Here is a 21,439-nt window from a genome sequence, read left to right on the forward strand (position 1 = left end):
GACTATGGAGCCGGAGGGTTATTCCAGCGTTAAGGAATTATCACGCTTTGCGCCGACGCCCGCGCAGCAGGAACTGGATCGGCCCCGATGCCGCATAGGCGAGGAAGATCAGCAGCAGGATGCGCGGCGGGTCGCTGAACACCACGGCAAACACCAGCACCACCGCGAGGATCGCCACGAACGGCACGCGCCCCTTGAGGTCCAGCTCCTTGAAGCTGTTGTACTTGATGTTGCTGACCATCAGCATGCCCGCAGCGGCAACCAGCAGTGCCACCAGGAACGACAGCTTGGAGCCCTGAATGCCATAGTCGCTGAATGCCCAGACGGTACCGGCGACCACACCGGCGGCGGCCGGACTGGCCAGGCCGATGAAGTAGCGCTTGTCGGCAGTGCCAACCTGGGTATTGAAACGCGCCAGACGCAACGCCGCACCCGCTACATAGATGAAGGCGACCATCCAGCCGACCTTGCCCATGTCACCCAGCGCCCAGCCGAAGGCCAGCAGGGCCGGGGCCACACCGAAGGCGACCATGTCCGATAGCGAGTCGTACTCGGCACCGAAGGCGCTCTGGGTATTGGTCATGCGCGCCACACGTCCATCGAGGCCGTCGAGCACCATGGCCACGAAGATCGCAATGGCGGCAAAGGCGAAATACTTGCTCGCCTCGCGTGGATCGCCAGCGCTCTGCGCACTCATCGAACTGATGATGGAATAGAAACCGGCGAACAGGTTGGCGGTGGTGAAAAGGTTGGGCAGCAGATAGATGCCGCGATGGCGCACCTTGCGCCCTTCGGCGTCATGCCCTTCTTCAACGTGCTCATCGACAGGTAGCAGGCTTTCGGCGTCGGAGGGCTTGTTCGGCTCTTCGGGACGTTCGCTCATGGAGGGTACCTTGCAACAGGATGGAAAATGTTCGACACGGGCCCGCAAAACTGGTTCTGACGGCGAGCCACTGGTCTGCTTTATACCAGAAGCTGACTGCCAGAACGAAAAAACGCGGCCGAAGCCGCGTTTTTCATCTTTCGATAAGACTTAGTTCTTGGTCTTGTCGACGATTTTGTTAGCCGAGATCCAAGGCATCATCGAACGCAGCTGCTCGCCGATGATCTCGATGCCGTGAGCGGCGTTGTTGCGGCGCTTGGCGGTCATCGATGGGTAGTTGGTAGCACCTTCGGAGATGAACATCTTCGCGTACTCACCGTCCTGGATGCGCTTCAGAGCGTTACGCATGGCCTTGCGGGATTCTTCGTTGATGACTTCCGGACCGGTGACGTACTCACCGTACTCGGCGTTGTTGGAGATCGAGTAGTTCATGTTGGCGATGCCGCCTTCGTACATGAGGTCAACGATCAGCTTCAGCTCGTGCAAGCACTCGAAGTAGGCCATTTCTGGCGCGTAGCCTGCTTCAACCAGGGTTTCGAAGCCGGCTTTGACCAGCTCGACGGTACCACCACACAGAACAGCCTGCTCACCGAACAGGTCGGTTTCGGTCTCGTCCTTGAAGGTGGTTTCGATGATACCGGTACGGCCGCCGCCTACGCCCGAAGCGTACGACAGGGCGACGTTCTTGGCATTGCCGGAGGCGTCCTGGTAAATAGCGATCAGGTCAGGGATACCGCCACCTTTGACGAACTCGGAACGCACGGTGTGGCCCGGTGCTTTTGGCGCGATCATGATCACGTCGAGGTCGGCACGTGGAACAACCTGATTGTAGTGGATGGCGAAGCCGTGGGAGAAGGCCAGGGTAGCGCCCTTCTTGATGTTCGGCTCGATTTCCTGCTTGTACAGCTGGCCCTGGAACTCGTCCGGGGTCAGGATCATGACCAGGTCGGCGGCAGCGACAGCGGAGGCAACGTCGGTCACTTTCAGGCCATGGGCTTCAGCCTTGGCAACGGTGGCCGAACCTTTACGCAGACCGATGGTGACATCTACACCGGAGTCCTTCAGGTTGCACGCCTGAGCGTGGCCCTGAGAACCGTAACCGATGATGGCGACTTTCTTACCCTGGATGATGGAAAGGTCGCAGTCTTTATCGTAGAAAACTTTCATGAAAATACCCCTGGTTATATCTCGGCCCCTGCGGAGCCATCGCTAATTTTTGAATTTAGATGCTGAGCACTTTGTCGCCACGGGCGATGCCGGTAACGCCACTGCGCACGGTTTCGAGAATCGATGCGGTGCCGATCGCCTGGATGAAGCTGTCCAGCTTGTCGCTGGTGCCGCTCAGCTGCACGGTGTACACGCTGGCGGTCACATCGACGATCTGGCCACGGAAGATATCCGTGGTGCGCTTGATCTCGGCGCGCTGGGCACCGGTGGCCTTGACCTTGACCAGCATCAGTTCACGCTCGATGTGGGCGCTTTCCGACAGGTCGACCAGTTTTACCACTTCGACCAGCTTGTTCAGGTTCTTGGTGATCTGTTCAATCACTTCGTCATGGCCAACGGTGGTCAGCGTCAGACGCGACAGGGTCGGGTCTTCGGTCGGCGCCACGGTCAGGCTTTCAATGTTGTAGTTGCGCTGGGAGAACAGGCCGACCACACGGGACAGAGCACCGGGTTCGTTTTCCAGCAGCAGGGAAATGATGTGCCGCATATCAGGTACGCTCCGTCTTGCTCAGCCACATGTCACGCATCGAGCCATCCTTGATCTGCATCGGATAGACGTGCTCGCTGCGGTCGACCGCGATGTCGATGAACACCAGGCGGTCCTTCATCGCAAACGCTTCTTCCAGCTTCGGCTTGAGATCTTTCAGGCTGGTGATGCGGATACCCACATGGCCGTAGGCCTCGGCCAGCTTGATGAAGTCAGGCAGCGACTCGACGTACGAGTGCGAATGACGACCGTTGTAGGCCATGTCCTGCCATTGGCGGACCATGCCCAATACACCGTTGTTAAGGTTGACGATCTTCACCGGCAAGCCGTACTGCATGCAGGTGGACAGCTCCTGGATGTTCATCTGGATGCTGCCTTCACCAGTCACGCAGGCAACGTCCTGATCCGGGAAGTTGAGCTTGACGCCCATCGCTGCCGGGAAGCCGAAGCCCATGGTGCCCAGGCCACCGGAGTTGATCCAGCGGTTCGGCTTGTTGAAGCGGTAGTACTGCGCCGCGAACATCTGGTGCTGGCCAACGTCCGAGGTGATGAAAGCATCGCCATGGGTCACTTCGCACAGGGTCTCGATGACTTTTTGCGGTTTGATGACGTTGCCGTCGCCCTTGTCATAAGGGAACAGCTCGCCATTGCCACGCCATTCGTCGATCTGCTTCCACCAGGCATCCAGCGCCACCTTGTCAGGCTGCTCGCCGATTTCCTTGAGGATGCCAAGCATTTCGCCGAGCACGCTGTCGACCGGGCCAACGATCGGCACGTCGGCTTTGATCATCTTGGAAATCGACGCCGGGTCGATGTCGACATGGATGATCTTGGCATTCGGGCAGAACTTGGCCGGGCCATTGACCACGCGGTCGTCGAAACGCGCGCCGACAGCAAAGATCACGTCGGCATTGTGCATGGCCATGTTGGCAGTGAAGCTGCCGTGCATGCCGAGCATGCCGAGGAACTGACGGTCGGTCCCCGGGAAGCCACCCAACCCCATCAGGGTGTTGGTGACCGGCAGATTCAGTGACTTGGCGATTTCGGTCAGGGCTTCGGAGCCACCGCCGAGGATCACGCCGCCACCGGCATAGACGATCGGGCGCTTGGCCGCCAGGAGCATTTCGGCAGCCTTGCGGATCTGGCCGGAATGACCGCGCACAGCCGGGCTGTAAGAGCGCAGCTTGACCTTCTTCGGATAGACGTACTCGAACTTCTCGGCCGGGTTGGTCATATCTTTTGGAATGTCGACCACGACCGGGCCCGGGCGACCGGATTGCGCCAGGTAGAAGGCTTTCTTGAGTACTTCAGGGATCTCGGTCGGGTTCTTGATCATGAAGCTGTGCTTCACGATCGGCCGCGAGATACCGATCATGTCGGTTTCCTGGAAGGCATCGGTACCTACCATGGTGCTAGGCACCTGGCCGGACAGGATGACCATCGGAATCGAATCCATGTAGGCGGTGGCAATGCCGGTAATGGCATTGGTCGCGCCCGGACCGGAGGTTACCAGCACCACGCCGGCCTTGCCGGTGGCGCGGGCGTAGCCGTCCGCCATATGGGTTGCCGCCTGCTCGTGACGAACCAGGATGTGTTCCACTTCCGGCTCTTTGAACAGCGCGTCATAAACATGAAGGAGAGCACCACCAGGGTACCCGTAGATGTGCTTAACGCCTTCGTCACGCAAGAAGCGGACGACCATCTCAGCGCCAGATAAAAGCTCCACGTTGTTCACCTCTAAAACGCCAGAATACCGTCCCTAGTGGACGGGTCTTAATAGGTTTACTGCCAAGCAGAGCATGAGCGAACGTCAGCACTGACTGAGCAAGTATTGGGAGCTCCCCAGATGTTGCGGGGGTTTCCCACCCAGCGCGAGGTAACGCGTTGCGGGGTGTAACAGGCGGCGCGGGTGTGCGCCTCATGATCTGCCTAGCGGGTCTGCTTCTGGCAGTCCCTCTACAGCGGAATCTGGATTCTTGTGATTTGGCGCCTACAAGTCAAGAAAAATTATTGCCAATTTTTCCCGAAGATGAATTCCTGCCACCACTAAAAACCGAGTCAGCAGCAGAAAAAATAAGAATTTAATAAAAAAGGGCCACAATCTGCGGCCCTTGAAGGAAAAACTGAAGAAATCAGGCGGAAGGAGCGATCAATTGATCGAATGCTGCCAACAGGCGGCGCAGCTCGCGACTTTCTTCCGGACGATCGGTGAACACGGTTTCCGCCATCACCAGGATGCTCGAGGCATTGGGCAGGGGGTGGCCGAGTTCGATGATGATCTTCATGCGTGGCAGGAAAATCCACTGCAACCACTGCTCGAAGCTCAGCGTGTCGACCGCGAAAGGAACGGTACTGGCCAGCGCGTCGTCGCTCGGCGGCTCATCATCCCACCAGCCTTGCACCTGCAGCTCACGCTCGATGAGCAGCAGGTGGTCGGCGATATCGAGAACGCGTTGCTCGATCATCACGAGCTGACCCGCGCTTTCTGCCGCGCCAAGGCGGCACCGGCGCTGTCACCCTGCTTATCGCGGGCCTGGGCGATGGTGTTCCACAGCTCGGCCTGCAGGTCGGGGCGGCCATTGGCGTAGGTCAACGCACGGCGGGCCAGTTGCTCGGCCTGTGGCGCGTCGCCCTGCGACAGGCGCACCTGGGCCAGGCGGAACAGCACCTGAGGCTCGCGCGGGGCAATGCGCTGGGCGCGCTCCAGGCTCGAGGCGGCACCGTTGAAGTCACCGCTGCCCTGCTGCGACTGAGCGGTGGTCAGCAGCGCCAGTACCGGGCCATCAAGCTGTTCATCGGCCGAGAGACCACCGGAAGCGGCACTGCTGCGCGGGATGCCGGTCGGCGCGCTGGATGCGGCCGGCGCGCTGTTCATCGATGCGATATCGAAGGGTTCGTCAGCGATCGGGTTAGGGTTTGTCGTGATCGGCGCCGAAGTCACAGGGCCTGGCGTGATAGGGCCGGTGCTGATTGGCGCCGCGCTACTGCCCGCCGGGAAGGTCTGGATGCCTGCGGCCCCCGCGCCTTGCGGAATCATCACGGTCACGCCCGAGTCCTCTGGCAGCGACTGTGCCTGCGCGGTGCCGTTGCTCATGCCCGCCGAACGGTGGGCCTGGACGCGCTCACTATTGGACACCCGGGTGCTCGAGTCCACCACCGGAATGTTGCCTCGCGGCACGCTGGAGCAACCCTGGAGCACTACCAGCGCCGTCACGGCAGGAAACAGCCACTTTTTCAATTCACACCTCATCAATGCTGCGTTGGGCTCAGTTCATCCAGCCCTTGACCCAGTCCATGACCGACTCTACGGGATTCTGCTCACCGCCGCAGGTCGCTCCGGCGGGCGGTTCACTGCCGCGAATATACGGCATCTGCACGGCGCCCGGACAGCTTCTGTCAGAACCATGGCCGCTGTACGGATCGATCCAGGCCTGCACCACATTGTCTGGCTGTGGCATGTCCAATGGCAGCGGGTCGGCCTTCTTCATGAAGCTGGTCCACACCTGCAGGGCGCCGGTGGCACCAGTAAATGGCGTCTTGCCGTTGTCGTCTCGGCCCATCCACACCACTGCCAGCAGGTCCTGACTGAAGCCAGAGAACCAGCTGTCGCGCGAATCGTTACTGGTGCCGGTCTTGCCCGCCAGGGTCAGCGAGCTTGGCAGCACGTTGTAGACCGAGCGACCGGTACCTTCACGCATCACCCGTTGCATGGCGTTCTGTACCAGGTAGATAGCACCTGGGTCGAAGGTCTGCTGGATCTGGAACGGGTAGCGCTTGAGCGGCTCGCCCTCGGCCGTGAGCACGCTGCGGATGCCGCGCATCGGCGTGTTGAAGCCACCGTTGGCGATGGTCTGGTACATCGTCGCGACTTGCATGGGCGACATGCCGCCAGCACCCAGCAGCATTGCCGGGAAGGCTGGCCAATCGACGTTGACGCCGAGGCGGCCAATGGTCTTGATCACATTCGGCACACCGACTTCCAGGCCGAGCTTGGCAGTCGACAGGTTCAGTGAGTTGGCCAGGCCCTGGTACAGGTAGATCGTACCGTGCGAACGCCGGTCATAGTTTTGCGGGCGCCATACCTGGCCATCGGCTCCTTTTACCGAGAACGGTTCGTCCTGCACCCAGGAGGTCAGGGTGTACTTGCTTGGCTGCTCCAGCGCGGTCAGGTACACCGCCGGCTTGACCAGCGAGCCGATCGGCCGCACGGCGTCGATGGCACGGTTGAAGCCCGCAAACCCGGACTGGCGGCTGCCGATCAATGCCTGCACCTCGCCGGTTTCCGGGTTGGTCACGACCATCGCCGATTCCACCTCGTCGGCACCTTTACGCCCGGCCAGGCGCTTGAAGGTTTCGGCCATGGAGGTTTCAGCCTTCATCTGCAGGATCGGGTCGAAGCTGGTGAAGATGCGCAGGCCTTCCTCGGTCAAGTCTTCGTCACGGTAGTCCTGGCGCAACTGGCGCTTGACCAGGTCAAGGAATGCCGGGAACGAACTGTCGGCCAGGCTGCCGCGCTTGGTTACGCCCAACGGCATCTTCTTCGCCGCATCGACCTCCGCCTGGCTGGCCACGCCTTGCTCGGCGACCAGGTCGAGGACCAGGTTACGCCGCGCCAGCGCACGGTCAGGGTAACGCCGCGGGTTGTAATAAGACGGCCCCTTGACCATGCCAACCAGCAAGGCGATCTGGTGCAGTTTCAGCTCCGACAGCGGCTGGCTGAAGAAGAACTGGCTGGCCAGGCCGAAGCCATGCACGGCGCGCTGGCCATCCTGGCCGACGAATACTTCGTTGAGGTAGGCCTCGAGGATCTCGCGCTTGTCGTAATGCATTTCCAGCAGCACGGCCATCATCGCTTCAGTCAGCTTACGGGTGAGGCTACGCTCGCTGGTCAGGTAGAAGTTTTTCACCAGCTGCTGGGTCAGGGTACTGCCGCCCTGGCGCATCGAACCGGCCGAAGTGTTGACCCACATGGCCCGGGCGATGGACTTGGGCGACACGCCGAAGTGGCTGTAGAAGTCCCGGTCCTCGGTGGCTACCAGGGTTTCGAGCAGGTATGGCGGCACCTGGTCGATCTTGATCAGGATGCGATCTTCGAGGTTCTTCGGGTAGATGCCGCCGATCATCAGCGGCTCAAGGCGTACCACGTCGAGTTTCTTGCCGTTGGCACCGGCGAGGTCTGCCACATAGTCGCCGGAGAAGCGCACACGCACGAACTGCGCAGGCTCCATACCCTCGTAGAACTGGAAGCCACGTGTATTGAGGTCGACGGTATTGCCGTTGACCGCCGCCGCGCCCGGGCCGTTGGCCGCGCTTTCACGCCGGTAACCGAGGGCGTCGAGTTCGGTGAGGAAGTCGTTCTTGCTCAGTTTCTGGCCGCTGAACAGCTCCAGCGGCCGGGCATACACCTTGGCCGGGATGGTCCAGCGCTTGCCGGAGAACTTCTCCTGAACGATGGCATCAAGGTAAACCGCGAAGCCGGCGACGATCACCAGGCCGACCAGGCTGAGCTTCAAGGCCCAGCCCAGCCAGGCGCGCGAGCGGCCGGTCGGGCGTTTCTGAGGGGTACGAGGATTTCGGGTTCGAGTCATGGCGGCGGATTATACGCACTTTATGAAGGGTAGGCAGGCGCCCTCTGGCGGTAGGCAGGGACGGCACCATTGACCATAATGGCGCTTTCGAATTCCCTGTCCCCGGAAGGATTTCCCGTGAGCCAAGCCTTGATCAACGCGTTGCAGAACCCTGCCCTGTACCCTCATCCCGTGGACGGGTTCCAGCTCATCGAGACGCACATCTCCTGGGTCCTGCTCACCGGCGAGTACGCCTACAAGATCAAGAAGCCGATGAACTTCGGCTTCCTCGACTTCACCAGCCTGGGCCAGCGCCAGCATTTCTGTAACGAAGAGCTGCGTCTGAACCAGCGCCTGACCGACGGCCTGTACCTTGAAGTCCTGCCAATCACCGGCAGCGCCGAAGCGCCACAGATCGGTGGTGAAGGTGAAGCGATCGAATATGTACTGAAGATGCGCCAGTTCCCCCAAGGCCAGATGCTCAACACCCTGCAGGCCAATGGCGAGCTGAATACCAGCCACATCGACCAGATGGCCCGGCAGATTGCCGAATTCCACCTGCAGGCACCGAAAGTGTCGCCGGAGCATCCGCTGGGCACCCCGGAAAGCGTGATGGCTCCGGTCGAGCAGAACTTCGAGCAGATCCGCCCGTTCCTCAGCGACAAAGCCGACCTGCAGCAACTGGACAACCTCCAGGCCTGGGCGCGCAGCAGCTTCGAGCGCCTGCATGGCCTGCTCCAGGCGCGCAAGGCCAATGGTTTCATCCGCGAGTGCCACGGTGACATCCACCTGGGCAACGCCACCCTGATCGATGGCAAGGTGGTGATCTTCGACTGCATCGAGTTCAACGAGCCGTTCCGCCTGACTGACGTCTACGCCGACATCGGTTTCCTGGCCATGGACCTGGAAGACCGTGGCCTCAAGTGCCTGGCCCGCCGCTTCATCAGCCAGTACCTGGAGCTGACCGGCGACTACGCCGGCCTGGAACTGCTGAACTTCTACAAGGCCTACCGCGCACTGGTACGGGCCAAGGTCGCCCTGTTCAGCCTGTCGGCCGATGCCGACGCCGTGCAGCGCGCCACGACCCTGCGCACCTACCGCAACTACGCCAACCTGGCGGAAAGCTACAGCGCCATTCCTTCCCGCCTGCTTGCTATCACCCATGGCGTGTCGGCAGTGGGCAAGAGCCACGTGGCCATGCGCCTAGTCGAGGCGCTGGGCGCGGTTCGCCTGCGTTCGGATGTGGAGCGCAAGCGCCTGTTCGGCGAACAGCAGGCGCAGAACGCCGGCCAACTCGCGGCCGGGATCTATGACCAGGACGCCAGCGTGGCCACCTACCAGCGCCTGCACGCGCTGGCGGCGACGATCTTGCGTGCCGGCTTCCCGGTGGTGCTCGATGCCACCTACCTCAAGGCTGAACAGCGCCAGGCCGCAGCAGCAGTGGCCAACGAGACTGGGGTGCCATTCCTGATCCTCGACTGCCATGCACCGGAAGCGGTGATCGCCAGCTGGCTGGAACAGCGCCAGGCCGAGAACAGCGACCCGTCGGATGCCACGCTTGAAGTGGTCAAGGCCCAGCAGGCCAGCCGTGAGCCACTGGATGCCCAGGAGCTGGCAAACAGCACCCGCATCGATACCCAGGAAGCCAGCGGCATGGACCAGGTGATCGACCAGATTCGCCAGCGTCTGCCAGGCCTGTAAGTCCTCCGCTTTTCCGTACTGGCCCCTTCGCGGGTTCACCCGCGAAGAGGCCGGCACAGGCTGCCCCTGTCAGCTCGTCGTCCCCGATGGCAAAAGGCCGCGCATTTTCCAACCCCCGCTACACTCCTCTCTGACCTGCTCGCGATTTATCCCCTAGACCCGTTCAGCCATCGCAAGGAGGCTCGATGAACGATGAATTGCAGCACCTGAAGAATCTTGGCAAGACCTCTGCGCAGTGGTTGCATGCGGCGGGTATCCACAGCGCGTCGGACTTGCGCCGGCTCGGCGCGGTGGGCGCCTATCAGGCCGTAAAAACGCGAGGGTTCAGGGCGTCGAAGGTGCTGTTGTACGCCATTGAAGGTGCATTGCTGGACATGCACTGGAACGATTTGCCAGCCGAACGCAAGGAAGCGCTCAATCAACAACTGGATGCGAAATGCCCTATCGCCAAAAAAAACTGAAATAAACGCGAGAAGGGTGTTGACGATTAAATGAGAATCGTTATGATTATCACAACTGGTCGCGAGACTGGTTGGATAAACTAAGAGCCCCTGGTTCGGACTCTCAGATTATCTCCTCATCAGGCTAATCACGGTTATTGACCCGGCATTTTGCCGGGTCTTTTTTTGCCCGCAGGTTCACCCCGCCCAGAGGCGTCTTTGCTATTGGCGCAACTGCGCGCAGTAGTCCTGCTCGGGCATCGCCGCCGTGTACCAGACAAAGTCGGCCATCCCGCTTTTGACCTGCTCACCCGCTTCGGCCAGCAGCACCACTTTGCTCTCGCCCGTCGCGCCAAGATCGGCAAGGTGCAAAGGCACCCCCAAGTCCTTGCGCACATGGAACGACCCGGCCAACAGCAACGCTGGCTGCGGCGCCGCCAGCAGCCGTTCGGCGATACGCCGATCCCGCTGTTGCTGCACAGCCAGCATCGCTGGCAGCTGGCTTTCCGGTAACAGGCCACAATGCCCCTGCTTCACCTGTTCGAGCAGTGCCGCCCGTACCGCTGGCGCATTGGAATGGGTTCCCGACATAACCGCAGGGTGCCGATAGGCCTGGCGCATCTCGGTGGGTGACAGGTTGGCCGCCAACAGCGGCACATGGTGTTGCAAGGCTTCTCGCACAATAGGGCCGTACAATTGCCAGTCCCAGCCGTCGTCCCAGGCCAGGGCCTTGGGCAGGTCCTGTGGCAGTTGCGCTCGCCCGGCGAGCGCATCGACGCCGGCCTGCTGCTCGGGCTGCAGCATTTCCAGCAACAGGCTGCCCTGCGCCCGGCGCAGCTGCAGCGCACGCATCAACCACAGCTGCAAGGCGTGATGATCCGGGTTGTCATGCTTCTCGCCGATCAACACCCGTGGCGCATGGGCCAGGCGCTCGACCAGCTGTTCGGGGCTGATCACCTGTCCACTGGCCAGATCGTGAATCTGCCCCAGTTCGGCGTTATCCCGCCCCTCGCTGCTTTGCCAGGCCGGCAACGGCGGCAGGTTGGCCTGACAGCCACCCAGCGCCAGCGCCAGGCACAGCAATGAACCGCACAGCAAAGGATGACCCATGGGCAGTGCCTCCTAGCGGGTAATGATCAGCGGGTGGCCACGTTCCGGGTGCGCCTGCACCAGCACGTCGATGCCGAACACGGCCTTGAGTGACACAGGTGTCAGCACCTCCCGGGGACTGGCCAGGGCATGGCAGCGGCCGCTTTCGAGAAGCAGGACACGATCGCAGTAGCGTGCAGCCAGGTTGAGGTCATGCAGGATCACCAGCACTGCTGCACCACGGTCGGCGAAGCTGCGTACGGTTTCCAGCGTCGTATGCTGATGCAAAGGATCGAGCATGGAAGTCGGTTCGTCGAGCAACAGCGTGGTCCCCTTTTCCCCCGGCCAGAGCTGGGCCAGAACCCGTGCCAGGTGCACACGTTGGCGCTCACCACCGGACAGCGCCAGGTAACTGCGCTCAACCAGGTGCCAGGCATCCGCGGCACGCAACGCTGCCTCGACGATCTCCCGGTCACGCTGCCGACCACTGCCGTGGGGCAGCCGCCCCATGCCGACTACCTCCTCGACACGGAAGGCGAAGCCCAGGCTGGATACCTGTGGCAGCACCGCCAGGCGCTGTGCCCGAGCCTGGCCCGGCCATTGAGCCAGGGCTCTACCCTGCAGGGTCACCTGCCCGTGGCTTGGCGTGAGCTCGCCGCACAATGCCCCCAGCAGGCTGCTCTTACCCGCGCCATTAGGCCCCAGCACGCCCAGCACCTGCCCAGGCTCCAGCTGCAGATTGATGTCATGCAGCACTTCATTGCTGCCTCGGCGCAGATGCAGGTTTTGGACCTCAAGCATCAATTACGCCCTCGAACCAGCAAAAACAGGAAGAACGGGGCACCGATGAATGCGGTCACGATACCAATGGGCAATTCAGCCGGGGCCAACGCCAAGCGCGCCACCAGGTCGGCAAACAACAGCAAGGCCCCACCGGCCAACAGCGAGGCTGGCAACAATACCCTATGGTCGGGGCCAGCCAGCAACCGCACCAGATGTGGCACCACCAGGCCAACGAAGCCGATCAGCCCCGCTGCGGCGACTGCAGCGCCAACCCCTAAAGCCGTGCAGCACACCAGCTCGCGCTTGAGCCGCTCCACTTCGATGCCCAGATGCCGCGCTTCCGATTCACCGAGCAATAACGCATTGAGCGCCTGAGCCCGGCGCGGCAGCCAGAGCGCCACCCCCGCAGTGATCAGCAACAAAGGCCAGAGCCGCTCGTAACTGGCTCCATTGAGGCTGCCCAGATTCCAGAAGGTCAGCGTGCGCAGCGTGGCGTCATCGGCCAGGTAGGTAAACAGCCCCACCGCCGAGCCGCCGAGCGCTGTCAGCGCAATGCCGGCCAGCAGCATCGTGGCGACGTTGGTCTGCCCCTCACGCCGTCCCAATCGGTACACCAGCGCCGTGACGCCCAGCCCGCCGATGAAAGCGCAGGCCGACAGCAGGTACGGGGCAAGCCCTTCCGGGACACCCCCTAGCCAGCTGCCGCCGACAATCGCCACCGCCGCCCCCAGCGCCGCACCACTGGCGACACCGACCAGGCCGGGGTCGGCCAACGGGTTGCGGAACAGGCCCTGCATGGCCACTCCGGAAAGCGCCAGCACAGCGCCCACGGCCAGCCCCAGCAGCGTACGGGGCATGCGGATCTGGCCAAGGATCATGTCTGCCTGTTCCAGGCCGTCAGCGGCAATTGGCAGCCCGAGCAAACGCAGGCCGGCGCGCAAGGTATCCCCTGGCGGCAGGCTGACCGGCCCAAGGGCCAGCGACAGCCAGATGGCCAGCAGGCACAGCAAAGCCAGGCAAACAAAAAGCGTTCGCGGCGGGATACGCTGTTTCATTTGGCAGCGCTTGCCGGGTAGAACGCTGTCGCCAGCTCCTGCATGGCGGTTGGCAGGCGGGGGCCGAGACCTCCCACCAGCAAAGTCGGGTCGAGCGATACCAGGCGCTTGTCGCGCACTGCTCGGGAAGCGGCCAACGCAGGGTTCTCTTTGAGCAACGCCTGCAAGGCCTGCTCACCGCTCAACGCACGATCGGAAAACACTACGACATCCGGGTCGAGCGCTGCCAGCGCCTCAGTGGAGAAATTCCTGTAGCCCTGGTGTTCGGCAAGGTTGCGCCCCCCCGCCTGGCGGAGCACCCAGTCACCTGCAGTGCCCTGCCCGGCAATCAGCGGCCGGGCGCCGGCATGCCCAACCAGCAGCAGCACACCTGGCGCCTGATGATGCTGCTGAGCCTGCCTGACCTGCGATTGCAGCGCTTCGAGTTGCTGATGATAGCCCGCCGCCAACTGTGCGGCTTTGTCCTCGGCACCGAGCAAGGTGCCCAAGTGCTTGAGATTCTGGTCAACGGCAGCCAGATCGGCCTGACTGGAAAACAACTCGACCGGCACGCCTGCTTTGCGCACCTGCGCCAGCACCGGCGGCGGCCCCATCTCCTCGGTACCCACCAGCACATCCGGATGCAGGCTGAGAATGCCCTCGGCCGACAACTGCCGCTGATAACCAACACTCGGCAAGGCCTTCAGCGACGCGGGGTGCTGGCTGGTGGTATCGACGCCCACCAGGCGTGGCTCGCCACCCAGTTCACTGATCCACTCGCTCAGCGCCCCGCCGGCGCTGACCCAGCGCTGCGGCAATTCGGCGGCCAAGGCCTGAGTGGAAGCAACGAAAACTACGCACAGGGCGAGCAAGCCAGCGGGACGGCGCATCATCGGATTCCTTCTGAAGGCGGGCCGCACGCCTTGTGGCGGGCAGCGGAACTGCGCACCATAGGCAGCCGGCGCAGCAAATGCGGGCAATTTGATAATTATTCGCATTGACGCGTCAAGCCATCACTTTGTTTCACGAGCCTTCCCTGCAATGCATTTTCTTTGTCCTTCCACGGCCCTGGCCGAGGGCCATAGCCGCGCCTTCAGCGTAGACGGCATCGACCTGTTCGGCGTGCGCCGTCAGGGCCAGGTGTACCTGTACCGCAACCGCTGCCCTCACCGCGGCATCCCGCTGAACTGGGCGCAAGATGCCTTTCTCGACGACAGTGCCAGCCTGATCCACTGTGCCCATCATGGCGCGCTGTTTCTGATCGAGAGTGGTGAATGCGTGGCCGGTCCCTGCGAAGGCGAAATGCTGCAGGCCCTGGACTGCCATGAGGACAGCCAGGGCATCTGGCTCAGGGGTTGAGCAACACCGGTAGCCGGCGGTCGATGATGATCTGCTCGTCATCCAGGCGTACCCCGTAGGCCAACACCTCGACCCCGTCGGCCACCGCTGCGCGCAGGGCATTGGCATAGGCAAGGTCGATTTCATCGGCTGGGCGTACCGCCTCGATGCCGGTCAGGTTCACGCAGTACAGCTGCACCGCACGAATGCCCTGGCGGGCCAAAGCCGCCAGCTCGCGCAAGTGCTTGGCACCGCGCTGGGTCACGGCATCCGGGAACGCCGCCACGGCAGTATCCGGGTAACCCAGGGTCACGCTCTTGACCTCGATATAGGCTGGCCCGGCTGCAAACTCCAGGCGAAAATCCACCCGGCTGCGTTCTTCGCCGTAAGCCACCTCACGTTTCAGCGCGGTAAACCCGGCCAGCTCGTGGATCACTCCGGCACGCAACGCCTCCTCAACCAGCGCATTGGCGCGCCCGGTGTTGATGCAAGCCAGGCGGCCCTGGGGCGTTTCGCTGATTTCCCAGGTGCCTGGCAATTTGCGCTTGGGGTCGTTGGAGCGGCTGAACCACACCTGCCCGCCTTCGCGCATGCAATTAAGCATGGATCCGGTGTTCGGGCAGTGGATGGTCAGTTGCTCGCCACTGGCCGATTCGATATCGGCCAGGAAGCGCTTGTAGCGACGCAGCAGGCGCCCTTGTTCAAGTGGAGGAAAGAACACCATTCAGCCTTGCCAGCTCCGCAACCCACGGGCGATGCGCTCGACCGCCTGCTCCAGGCGCGGCAGGCCCTGGGTATAGGCAAACCGTACATGGTGGCCGGCCAAATGGCGGCCGAAGTCCAGGCCTGGGGTAAAGGCCAGGTGCTCGGTTTCAAGGAAATGCTGGCAGAAAGCAAAGGCATCGCCACCGAACGCGCTGATATCGGCATACAGGTAGAACGCGCCCTGCGGCTCGACGGCAATGCGGAAGCCCAATTCACGCAGGGCCGGCAACAGATAGTCGCGGCGACGGGCGAATTCGGCGCGACGCGCTTCGAAAATCGCCAGCGTTTCCGGCTGGAAGCAGGCCAACGCCGCATGCTGGGCCATGCTCGGTGCACTGATGTAGAGGTTCTGCGCCAGCTTCTCCAGATCGGCCACGGCATTGGGCGGGGCCACCAGCCAGCCGAGCCGCCAGCCGGTCATGCCGAAATACTTGGAAAAACTATTGAGGACAAACGCCGAGTCATCCACTTCCAGCACGCTCGGCGCATCCATGCCGTAGGTCAGGCCGTGGTAGATCTCGTCCACGACCAGGTGACCATGGCGTTCACGGGTGGCCTTGGACAGGCTGGCCAGCTCCTCGCGGCCCAGCACGGTGCCCGTCGGGTTGGCTGGCGAGGCGACCAGGGCGCCGACGCTGTCCTTGTCCCAGTAACGCTCGACCAGGTCGGCGGTGAGCTGGTAGTTGACCTCTGGCCCGACTGGGACCAGCTGCGCGCCGCCTTCGACCAGGCGCAGGAAGTGGCGGTTGCACGGGTAACCCGGGTCAGCCAGCAGCCAGTGCTTGCCGGGGTCGACCAACAAGCTGCTGGCCAGCAGCAACGCCCCGGAGCCGCCCGGCGTGACGAGAATCCGCTCAGGGTCGATCTGCAGGCCATAACGCTGGCCATAGAAACCGGCGATGGCCTCGCGCAGCGCTGGCAGGCCACGGGCGGCGGTATAGCGGGTATGCCCGGCGGCCAACGCGGCCTGGCCGGCAGCGACGATCGGTGCGGCGGTGGTGAAGTCCGGCTCGCCGATTTCAAGGTGGATCACGTCATAGCCGGCTGCTTGCAGCTCGTTGGCCCGCGCCAGCAACGCCATGACGTGGAAGGGTTCGATGGCGCGGCTGCGCGCGCTGTAGGGGTGGGCCATGACCTTCTCTCAATTGGGTCTAAACTGTTGATTCTACCTTTGCAGCGCACCGAACGTGCGCCGCGCGCTGCGGTCAACACCTAGGATCGGGCGGGCTAGCGCAACCCCCGATCTATCTGGTAAGTTCGGCGGCTCGCAGTCGCAGGGCCGGCGGGTGCCGGAGATGGAGCAGCCTGCGCATTGGATCAGATGAGTGAGAGGCGGTCTATTCATGTCCACCGTAGAAAAGCAAAAAACCGGTCAGACCATGTACGGTGTCGCGCCCTATCAAGAGGGCACGGGCGAAGATTACATGGACGACCGCATGAGGGATCACTTCACCAAGCTGCTCAATGCTTGGAAAAGCGAGCTCATGCAGAGTGTCGACCGCACCGTAGACCACATGAAGGATGAAGCTGCGAACTTCCCCGATCCGGCCGACCGCGCCAGCCAGGAAGAAGAATTTGCCCTGGAGCTTCGTAACCGCGACCGCGAGCGCAAGCTGATCAAGAAGATCGACAAGACCTTGCAGAAGATCCAGGACGAAGAATACGGCTGGTGCGAATCGTGCGGCATCGAGATCGGCCTGCGCCGCCTTGAAGCCCGTCCTACCGCCGACCTGTGCTTCGACTGCAAGGAAATCGCGGAGAAAAAGGAAAAGACCGTCGGCAAAGGCTGACACGTCTTCCATCCGAACGGGGCGCATCATGCGCCCCGTTTCATTTATATGCCCGGCAATGCCATGAAAGACTCCCGTTATATCGGACGCTTCGCCCCCACCCCAAGCGGCTTCCTGCACTTCGGCTCGCTGGTTGCCGCCCTGGCCTCCTGGCTCGATGCCCGCGCCGTGGACGGCCGCTGGCTGTTGCGCATGGAAGACACCGACCCACCCAGGGAAATGCCAGGGGCCCGCGACGCGATACTGCAGACCCTCGAGCGCTACGGCCTGGAGTGGGATGGCGAAGTGGTTTATCAAAGCCAGCGCCACGAAGCCTATGCCGCCGTGGTCGACCGCCTGTTCAGCATGGGCCTGGCCTACGCCTGTACCTGCTCGCGCAAGCAGCTGGAGGGGCACAATGGCATCTACCCAGGCTATTGCCGTAACGCGGGGCATGCCCGGGAAGGCGCGGCGATCCGCCTGCGGGTACCCGAACTGATCTACCGCTTCAGCGACCGGGTGCAAGGCGAGTTCCAGCAGCATCTTGGGCGCGAAGTGGGCGACTTCATCATCCAGCGACGCGATGGGCTCTATGCCTATCAACTGGCGGTGGTGCTGGACGATGCCTGGCAAGGCATCACCGATATCGTGCGCGGGGCCGACCTGCTCGACAACACGCCGCGCCAACTGTACCTGCAGGAGTTGCTGGGCTTTTCGCAACCGCGCTATCTGCACATTCCACTGATCGTCCAGCCTGACGGGCACAAGCTGGGCAAGTCCTATCGTTCGCCGCCGTTGCAGGCGCAGCAGGCGACGCCTTTGCTGCTGCGCGCGTTGCGGGCGCTGGGGCAGGAAACCGATGCCGAACTGCTGCTGGCAACACCCGCCGAAGTGCTGGCGGTAGCACGCGAGCAGTGGCGACCAGAAGCCATTGCCCGGCAGTTGACGGTGCCAGAGGCTGATTTGCACTGAAGCAGGCATGGCCTGTTCGTGGGTAAACCCGCGCCCACAGGAGCGGTGCAATGCCCGGGACCTGTGCAGTACCTGTGGGGGCGGGTTCACCCGCGAAGAGGACGGCACAGGTAAATACCGCTCAAATTCAAAAGCGTAATAAATTCAGACTCTTGGCGAACCCTATGGATTACCGCTAGCATCGCCACAGTCAATTGCGCCAATAATAAGTCCAAGCCCGCAGCGCCCAACCATTCGAGGCCAGCATGTACATCTATCGTTTGGTCCTGCTTCTGGTCGTGGGGATCTACCTGTTCTCCCCGGCCATCATGGACTGGTGGATCGAACCGACCGGTGCCTGGTACCGCCCCTACCTGCTCTGGCTGATCCTGATCGTCGTCACCTTCATCCTGCAGAGCCAACGAGATGCCGATGAGCTTTAGCCTGACCCAGATGATCCTGATCAGCGCCGCGTACCTGATGGTGCTGTTCGGCGTGGCCTGGATCAGCGAGCGAGGGCTGATCCCGCGCTCCATCATTCGCCACCCGCTGACCTACACCTTGTCGCTGGGCGTCTACGCCAGTGCCTGGGCCTTTTATGGTTCGGTAGGCCTGGCCTATCAGTATGGCTACGGCTTCCTCGCCTGTTACCTGGGGGTATCCGGTGCATTCCTGCTGGCGCCGGTGCTGCTCTACCCGATCCTCAAGATTACCCGCACCTACCAGTTATCGTCACTGGCCGACCTGCTGGCGTTCCGTTTTCGCAGCACCTGGGCCGGCGCGCTGACCACCCTCATCATGCTGATCGGCGTGCTGCCCCTGCTTGCCCTGCAGATCCAGGCAGTGGCCGACTCGATCAGCATCCTTACCGGCGAACCGGTCAAGGCCCGGGTGGCCTTTGCCTTCTGTGCGCTGATCATCCTGTTCACCATCTTCTTCGGCTCGCGCCATATCGCCACCCGTGAGAAACACGAAGGCCTGGTGTTCGCCATCGCCTTCGAGTCGGTGATCAAGCTGCTGGCCCTGGGCGGCATCGGCCTGTATGCGCTGTATGGTGTGTTTGGCGGGCCGCACCAACTGGAAGTGTGGCTGCTGCAGAACCAGACGGCCCTGGCAGCCTTGCACACCCCCTTGCAGGAAGGCCCATGGCGCACCCTGCTGCTGGTGTTCTTCGCCTCGGCCATCGTCATGCCGCACATGTACCACATGGCCTTCACCGAAAACCTCAACCCGCGCTCGCTGGTCAGCGCCAGCTGGGGCCTGCCGCTGTTCCTGCTGCTGATGAGCCTGGCCGTGCCGCTGGTGCTGTGGGCCGGCCTGCGCCTGGGCGCCAGCACCAACCCCGAGTACTTCACCCTGGGCCTGGGGATCGCCGCCAACAACCAGGCGCTGGCTTTGCTGGCCTACGTTGGCGGGCTCGCGTCCGCCAGCGGGCTGATCATCGTCACCACGCTGGCGTTGTCGGGCATGGCCCTCAACCACTTGGTGCTGCCGCTTTACCAGCCGCCTGCCGAAGGCAATATCTACCGCTGGCTGAAGTGGACCCGCCGGGCGCTGATCGTCGCCATCATCACTGCCGGCTTCGTCTTCTACCTGACCCAGAACAACCACCAGAGCCTGGCCAACCTGGGCATCGTAGCCTTCGTCGCCACCCTGCAGTTCCTGCCAGGCGTGCTGTCGGTGCTGTACTGGCCGACCGCCAACCGCCGCGGCTTCATCGCCGGTCTGCTGGCCGGGACCGTGGTGTGGCTGGTGACCATGCTGCTGCCGCTGCTGGGCAACCTGCAGGGCTTCTATATCCCGCTGCTGGACATGATCTATGTGCTAGACGACACCAGCTGGCACATGGCGGCCATTGCCTCGCTGGCGGCCAACGTGCTGCTGTTCACGCTGATTTCGTTGTTCACCAACGCCAGCACTGAGGAAGTCAGCGCCGCCGAGGCCTGCGCCGTGGACAACGTGCGCCGGCCGCAGCGCCGCGAGCTGCACGCCGCATCGCCACAGGAATTCGCCACCCAACTGGCCAAACCACTTGGCGCCAAGGCGGCGCAGAAGGAGGTCGAACAGGCCCTGCGAGACCTTTATCTGCCGTTCGATGAGCGCCGCCCCTATGCCTTGCGCCGCCTGCGCGACCGTATCGAGGCCAACCTCTCGGGCCTGATGGGGCCAAGCGTGGCGCAGGACATGGTCGAGACCTTCCTGCCGTACAAGTCCGGTAACGAGAACTACGTCACCGAGGACATCCATTTCATCGAGAGCCGCCTGGAAGACTACCACTCGCGCCTTACCGGCCTTGCCGCCGAACTCGACGCCCTGCGCCGCTACCACCGCCAGACCCTGCAAGAGCTGCCCATGGGCGTCTGCTCGCTGGCCAAGGACCAGGAAATCCTGATGTGGAACAAGGCCATGGAAGAGCTGACCGGCATTGCCGCCAAGCATGTGGTCGGCTCGCGCCTGGTGACCATCAGCGAACCCTGGCGCGGCCTGCTGCAGGGCTTCATCAACGTGCCCGACGAACATTTGCACAAGCAGCGCCTGGCGCTGGACGGTCAACCGCGCTGGCTGAACCTGCACAAGGCGGCCATCGACGAGCCCCTGGCGCCCGGCAACAGCGGCCTGGTGCTGCTGGTCGAGGACCTCACCGAAACCCAGGCCCTGGAAGACAAACTGGTGCATTCCGAGCGCCTGGCCAGCATCGGCCGCCTGGCCGCTGGCGTGGCCCACGAAATCGGCAACCCGATTACCGGCATTGCCTGCCTGGCGCAGAACCTGCGCGAGGAGCGTGAAGGCGATGGGGAAATCATCGAGCTGTCCAGCCAGATCCTCGAGCAGACCAAGCGCGTGTCGCGCATCGTCCAGTCGCTGATGAGCTTCGCCCACGCCGGCGGCAGCCATCAGAACAGTGAAGAGCCGGTATGCCTGGCCGAGGTGGCACAAGACGCCATCGGTCTGCTGGCGTTGAACCGGCGCAACTTCGAAGTACAGTTCTTCAATCTCTGCGACCCGGACCATTGGGCCGAGGGTGATCCGCAGCGCCTCGCCCAGGTGTTGATCAACCTGCTGTCCAATGCCCGCGACGCCTCGCCGCCTGGCAGCGCCGTGCGGGTGCGCAGCGAAGTCAGCGAGCACACCGTCGACCTTATCGTCGAGGACGAAGGCAGCGGGATCCCGAAGAACATCATGGACCGCCTGTTCGAACCGTTCTTCACCACCAAGGACCCGGGCGAAGGAACCGGACTGGGGCTCGCTCTGGTCTATTCCATCGTGGAAGAGCATTATGGGCAAATCACCATCGACAGCCCGGCCGATATCGAACGGCAACGTGGCACCCGGATCCGCGTGACCCTGCCCCGGCATGTCGTAGCGACGTCCCCTGAAATTCGAGACCGTCGAGAGAATTGAATC

At 62.6% G+C, this 21,439-nt stretch carries 20 protein-coding genes; 7 read left to right on the forward strand and 13 right to left on the reverse strand.

Annotated elements, in window-relative coordinates; genetic code table 11:
• Positions 1 to 40 precede the first annotated feature (40 nt).
• The 7 genes from pssA to mrcB all read right to left on the reverse strand — a co-directional run bounded on the left by pssA (position 41) and on the right by mrcB (position 8,185).
• Positions 41 to 883, reverse strand: coding sequence for a CDP-diacylglycerol--serine O-phosphatidyltransferase (gene pssA, locus ACTORR_RS09995; RefSeq protein WP_027917652.1), 843 nt, complete (start codon positions 881 to 883; stop codon positions 41 to 43).
• Between the two features lie 150 nt (positions 884 to 1,033).
• Positions 1,034 to 2,050 (reverse strand): ketol-acid reductoisomerase, encoded by a 1,017-nt coding sequence (gene ilvC / locus ACTORR_RS10000; protein WP_054885606.1) that lies wholly within the window; start codon positions 2,048 to 2,050, stop codon positions 1,034 to 1,036.
• Positions 2,051 to 2,105: 55 nt separating this feature from the next.
• On the reverse strand, positions 2,106 to 2,597 hold the full coding sequence (gene ilvN, locus ACTORR_RS10005; RefSeq protein ID WP_003250040.1) for an acetolactate synthase small subunit: 492 nt from the start codon (positions 2,595 to 2,597) through the stop codon (positions 2,106 to 2,108).
• Between the two features lies 1 nt (position 2,598).
• Positions 2,599 to 4,323 carry an acetolactate synthase 3 large subunit gene (locus ACTORR_RS10010; protein ID WP_286934356.1) on the reverse strand — a complete coding sequence of 575 codons (1,725 nt, stop codon included), beginning with the start codon at positions 4,321 to 4,323 and terminating at the stop codon, positions 2,599 to 2,601.
• A gap of 406 nt (positions 4,324 to 4,729) precedes the next feature.
• The gene (locus ACTORR_RS10015; protein ID WP_054885607.1) at positions 4,730 to 5,062 is read right to left on the reverse strand and encodes a YqcC family protein; all 333 of its coding nucleotides are present in this window, start codon (positions 5,060 to 5,062) and stop codon (positions 4,730 to 4,732) included.
• Positions 5,062 to 5,847 (reverse strand): tetratricopeptide repeat protein, encoded by a 786-nt coding sequence (locus tag ACTORR_RS10020; RefSeq protein ID WP_054885608.1) that lies wholly within the window; start codon positions 5,845 to 5,847, stop codon positions 5,062 to 5,064. The genes ACTORR_RS10015 and ACTORR_RS10020 overlap by 1 nt, the downstream gene beginning before the upstream one ends.
• Positions 5,848 to 5,863: 16 nt before the next feature.
• The gene (mrcB, locus tag ACTORR_RS10025) at positions 5,864 to 8,185 is read right to left on the reverse strand and encodes a penicillin-binding protein 1B (protein WP_054885609.1); all 2,322 of its coding nucleotides are present in this window, start codon (positions 8,183 to 8,185) and stop codon (positions 5,864 to 5,866) included.
• A 117-nt stretch (positions 8,186 to 8,302) separates the two neighbouring features.
• On the opposite strand from mrcB, the gene ACTORR_RS10030 reads away from it, so the two are divergent.
• Both ACTORR_RS10030 and ACTORR_RS10035 read left to right on the forward strand, forming a co-directional pair.
• The gene (locus ACTORR_RS10030; RefSeq protein WP_054885610.1) at positions 8,303 to 9,865 is read left to right on the forward strand and encodes a bifunctional aminoglycoside phosphotransferase/ATP-binding protein; all 1,563 of its coding nucleotides are present in this window, start codon (positions 8,303 to 8,305) and stop codon (positions 9,863 to 9,865) included.
• Positions 9,866 to 10,050: 185 nt separating this feature from the next.
• Positions 10,051 to 10,326: a TfoX/Sxy family protein gene (locus tag ACTORR_RS10035; protein WP_054885611.1), complete on the forward strand. Its 276-nt coding sequence runs from the start codon at positions 10,051 to 10,053 to the stop codon at positions 10,324 to 10,326.
• 201 nt (positions 10,327 to 10,527) lie between these two features.
• On the opposite strand, the gene ACTORR_RS10040 is transcribed toward ACTORR_RS10035, so the two are convergent.
• The 4 genes from ACTORR_RS10040 to ACTORR_RS10055 are packed head-to-tail and all read right to left on the reverse strand — an operon-like array spanning position 10,528 to position 14,104.
• Positions 10,528 to 11,415 carry a ChaN family lipoprotein gene (locus ACTORR_RS10040; RefSeq protein ID WP_286934363.1) on the reverse strand — a complete coding sequence of 296 codons (888 nt, stop codon included), beginning with the start codon at positions 11,413 to 11,415 and terminating at the stop codon, positions 10,528 to 10,530.
• A gap of 12 nt (positions 11,416 to 11,427) precedes the next feature.
• Positions 11,428 to 12,195 (reverse strand): heme ABC transporter ATP-binding protein, encoded by a 768-nt coding sequence (locus ACTORR_RS10045; protein WP_054885613.1) that lies wholly within the window; start codon positions 12,193 to 12,195, stop codon positions 11,428 to 11,430.
• On the reverse strand, positions 12,195 to 13,178 hold the full coding sequence (locus tag ACTORR_RS10050; RefSeq protein WP_178075580.1) for a FecCD family ABC transporter permease: 984 nt from the start codon (positions 13,176 to 13,178) through the stop codon (positions 12,195 to 12,197). Before ACTORR_RS10050 ends, ACTORR_RS10045 begins: the two co-directional genes overlap by 1 nt.
• Positions 13,179 to 13,228: 50 nt before the next feature.
• A complete protein-coding gene (locus ACTORR_RS10055; protein ID WP_286934365.1) occupies positions 13,229 to 14,104 on the reverse strand; it encodes a heme/hemin ABC transporter substrate-binding protein in 876 nt (291 codons plus the stop codon).
• Positions 14,105 to 14,252: 148 nt separating this feature from the next.
• Between ACTORR_RS10055 and ACTORR_RS10060 the strand changes: the two genes are divergently transcribed.
• Positions 14,253 to 14,570: a Rieske (2Fe-2S) protein gene (locus ACTORR_RS10060; RefSeq protein WP_054885616.1), complete on the forward strand. Its 318-nt coding sequence runs from the start codon at positions 14,253 to 14,255 to the stop codon at positions 14,568 to 14,570.
• Here the strand turns inward: ACTORR_RS10060 and sfsA are convergent.
• Together sfsA and ACTORR_RS10070 are read right to left on the reverse strand one after the other, a co-directional pair.
• Positions 14,560 to 15,273, reverse strand: coding sequence for a DNA/RNA nuclease SfsA (gene sfsA / locus ACTORR_RS10065; RefSeq protein ID WP_054885617.1), 714 nt, complete (start codon positions 15,271 to 15,273; stop codon positions 14,560 to 14,562). The two genes, ACTORR_RS10060 and sfsA, sit on opposite strands and share 11 nt — an antisense overlap.
• A complete protein-coding gene (locus tag ACTORR_RS10070) occupies positions 15,274 to 16,446 on the reverse strand; it encodes a pyridoxal phosphate-dependent aminotransferase (RefSeq protein WP_286934370.1) in 1,173 nt (390 codons plus the stop codon).
• 211 nt (positions 16,447 to 16,657) lie between these two features.
• On the opposite strand from ACTORR_RS10070, the gene dksA reads away from it, so the two are divergent.
• From dksA to ACTORR_RS10090, 4 genes are all read left to right on the forward strand, one after another.
• A complete protein-coding gene (gene dksA / locus ACTORR_RS10075; RefSeq protein ID WP_054885619.1) occupies positions 16,658 to 17,104 on the forward strand; it encodes an RNA polymerase-binding protein DksA in 447 nt (148 codons plus the stop codon).
• A 63-nt stretch (positions 17,105 to 17,167) separates the two neighbouring features.
• Positions 17,168 to 18,055, forward strand: coding sequence for a tRNA glutamyl-Q(34) synthetase GluQRS (gene gluQRS / locus ACTORR_RS10080; protein ID WP_054885661.1), 888 nt, complete (start codon positions 17,168 to 17,170; stop codon positions 18,053 to 18,055).
• A 245-nt stretch (positions 18,056 to 18,300) separates the two neighbouring features.
• Complete coding sequence (locus tag ACTORR_RS10085; protein ID WP_003250005.1) at positions 18,301 to 18,477, forward strand: hypothetical protein; 177 nt, start codon at positions 18,301 to 18,303, stop codon at positions 18,475 to 18,477.
• Complete coding sequence (locus ACTORR_RS10090; RefSeq protein ID WP_176509684.1) at positions 18,461 to 21,436, forward strand: sensor histidine kinase; 2,976 nt, start codon at positions 18,461 to 18,463, stop codon at positions 21,434 to 21,436. Before ACTORR_RS10085 ends, ACTORR_RS10090 begins: the two co-directional genes overlap by 17 nt.
• Positions 21,437 to 21,439: the final 3 nt, after the last annotated feature.

It is taken from the genome of Pseudomonas sp. SAR267, from assembly GCF_052077595.1.
GTDB lineage: Bacteria > Pseudomonadota > Gammaproteobacteria > Pseudomonadales > Pseudomonadaceae > Aquipseudomonas > Aquipseudomonas vlassakiae.

Bases quoted from the DNA above. Each gene is read 5' to 3' on its own strand.
- pssA (WP_027917652.1), bottom strand. From the start codon at position 883: ATGAGCGAACGTCCCGAAGAGCCGAACAAGCCCTCCGACGCCGAAAGC.
- ilvC (WP_054885606.1), bottom strand. From the start codon at position 2,050: ATGAAAGTTTTCTACGATAAAGACTGCGACCTTTCCATCATCCAGGGT.
- ilvN (WP_003250040.1), bottom strand. From the start codon at position 2,597: ATGCGGCACATCATTTCCCTGCTGCTGGAAAACGAACCCGGTGCTCTG.
- ACTORR_RS10015 (WP_054885607.1), bottom strand. From the start codon at position 5,062: ATGATCGAGCAACGCGTTCTCGATATCGCCGACCACCTGCTGCTCATC.
- ACTORR_RS10020 (WP_054885608.1), bottom strand. From the start codon at position 5,847: ATGAGGTGTGAATTGAAAAAGTGGCTGTTTCCTGCCGTGACGGCGCTG.
- mrcB (WP_054885609.1), bottom strand. From the start codon at position 8,185: ATGACTCGAACCCGAAATCCTCGTACCCCTCAGAAACGCCCGACCGGC.
- ACTORR_RS10035 (WP_054885611.1), top strand. From the start codon at position 10,051: ATGAACGATGAATTGCAGCACCTGAAGAATCTTGGCAAGACCTCTGCG.
- ACTORR_RS10040 (WP_286934363.1), bottom strand. From the start codon at position 11,415: ATGGGTCATCCTTTGCTGTGCGGTTCATTGCTGTGCCTGGCGCTGGCG.
- ACTORR_RS10045 (WP_054885613.1), bottom strand. From the start codon at position 12,195: ATGCTTGAGGTCCAAAACCTGCATCTGCGCCGAGGCAGCAATGAAGTG.
- ACTORR_RS10055 (WP_286934365.1), bottom strand. From the start codon at position 14,104: ATGATGCGCCGTCCCGCTGGCTTGCTCGCCCTGTGCGTAGTTTTCGTT.
- ACTORR_RS10060 (WP_054885616.1), top strand. From the start codon at position 14,253: ATGCATTTTCTTTGTCCTTCCACGGCCCTGGCCGAGGGCCATAGCCGC.
- sfsA (WP_054885617.1), bottom strand. From the start codon at position 15,273: ATGGTGTTCTTTCCTCCACTTGAACAAGGGCGCCTGCTGCGTCGCTAC.
- ACTORR_RS10070 (WP_286934370.1), bottom strand. From the start codon at position 16,446: ATGGCCCACCCCTACAGCGCGCGCAGCCGCGCCATCGAACCCTTCCAC.
- dksA (WP_054885619.1), top strand. From the start codon at position 16,658: ATGTCCACCGTAGAAAAGCAAAAAACCGGTCAGACCATGTACGGTGTC.
- gluQRS (WP_054885661.1), top strand. From the start codon at position 17,168: ATGAAAGACTCCCGTTATATCGGACGCTTCGCCCCCACCCCAAGCGGC.
- ACTORR_RS10085 (WP_003250005.1), top strand. From the start codon at position 18,301: ATGTACATCTATCGTTTGGTCCTGCTTCTGGTCGTGGGGATCTACCTG.
- ACTORR_RS10090 (WP_176509684.1), top strand. From the start codon at position 18,461: ATGCCGATGAGCTTTAGCCTGACCCAGATGATCCTGATCAGCGCCGCG.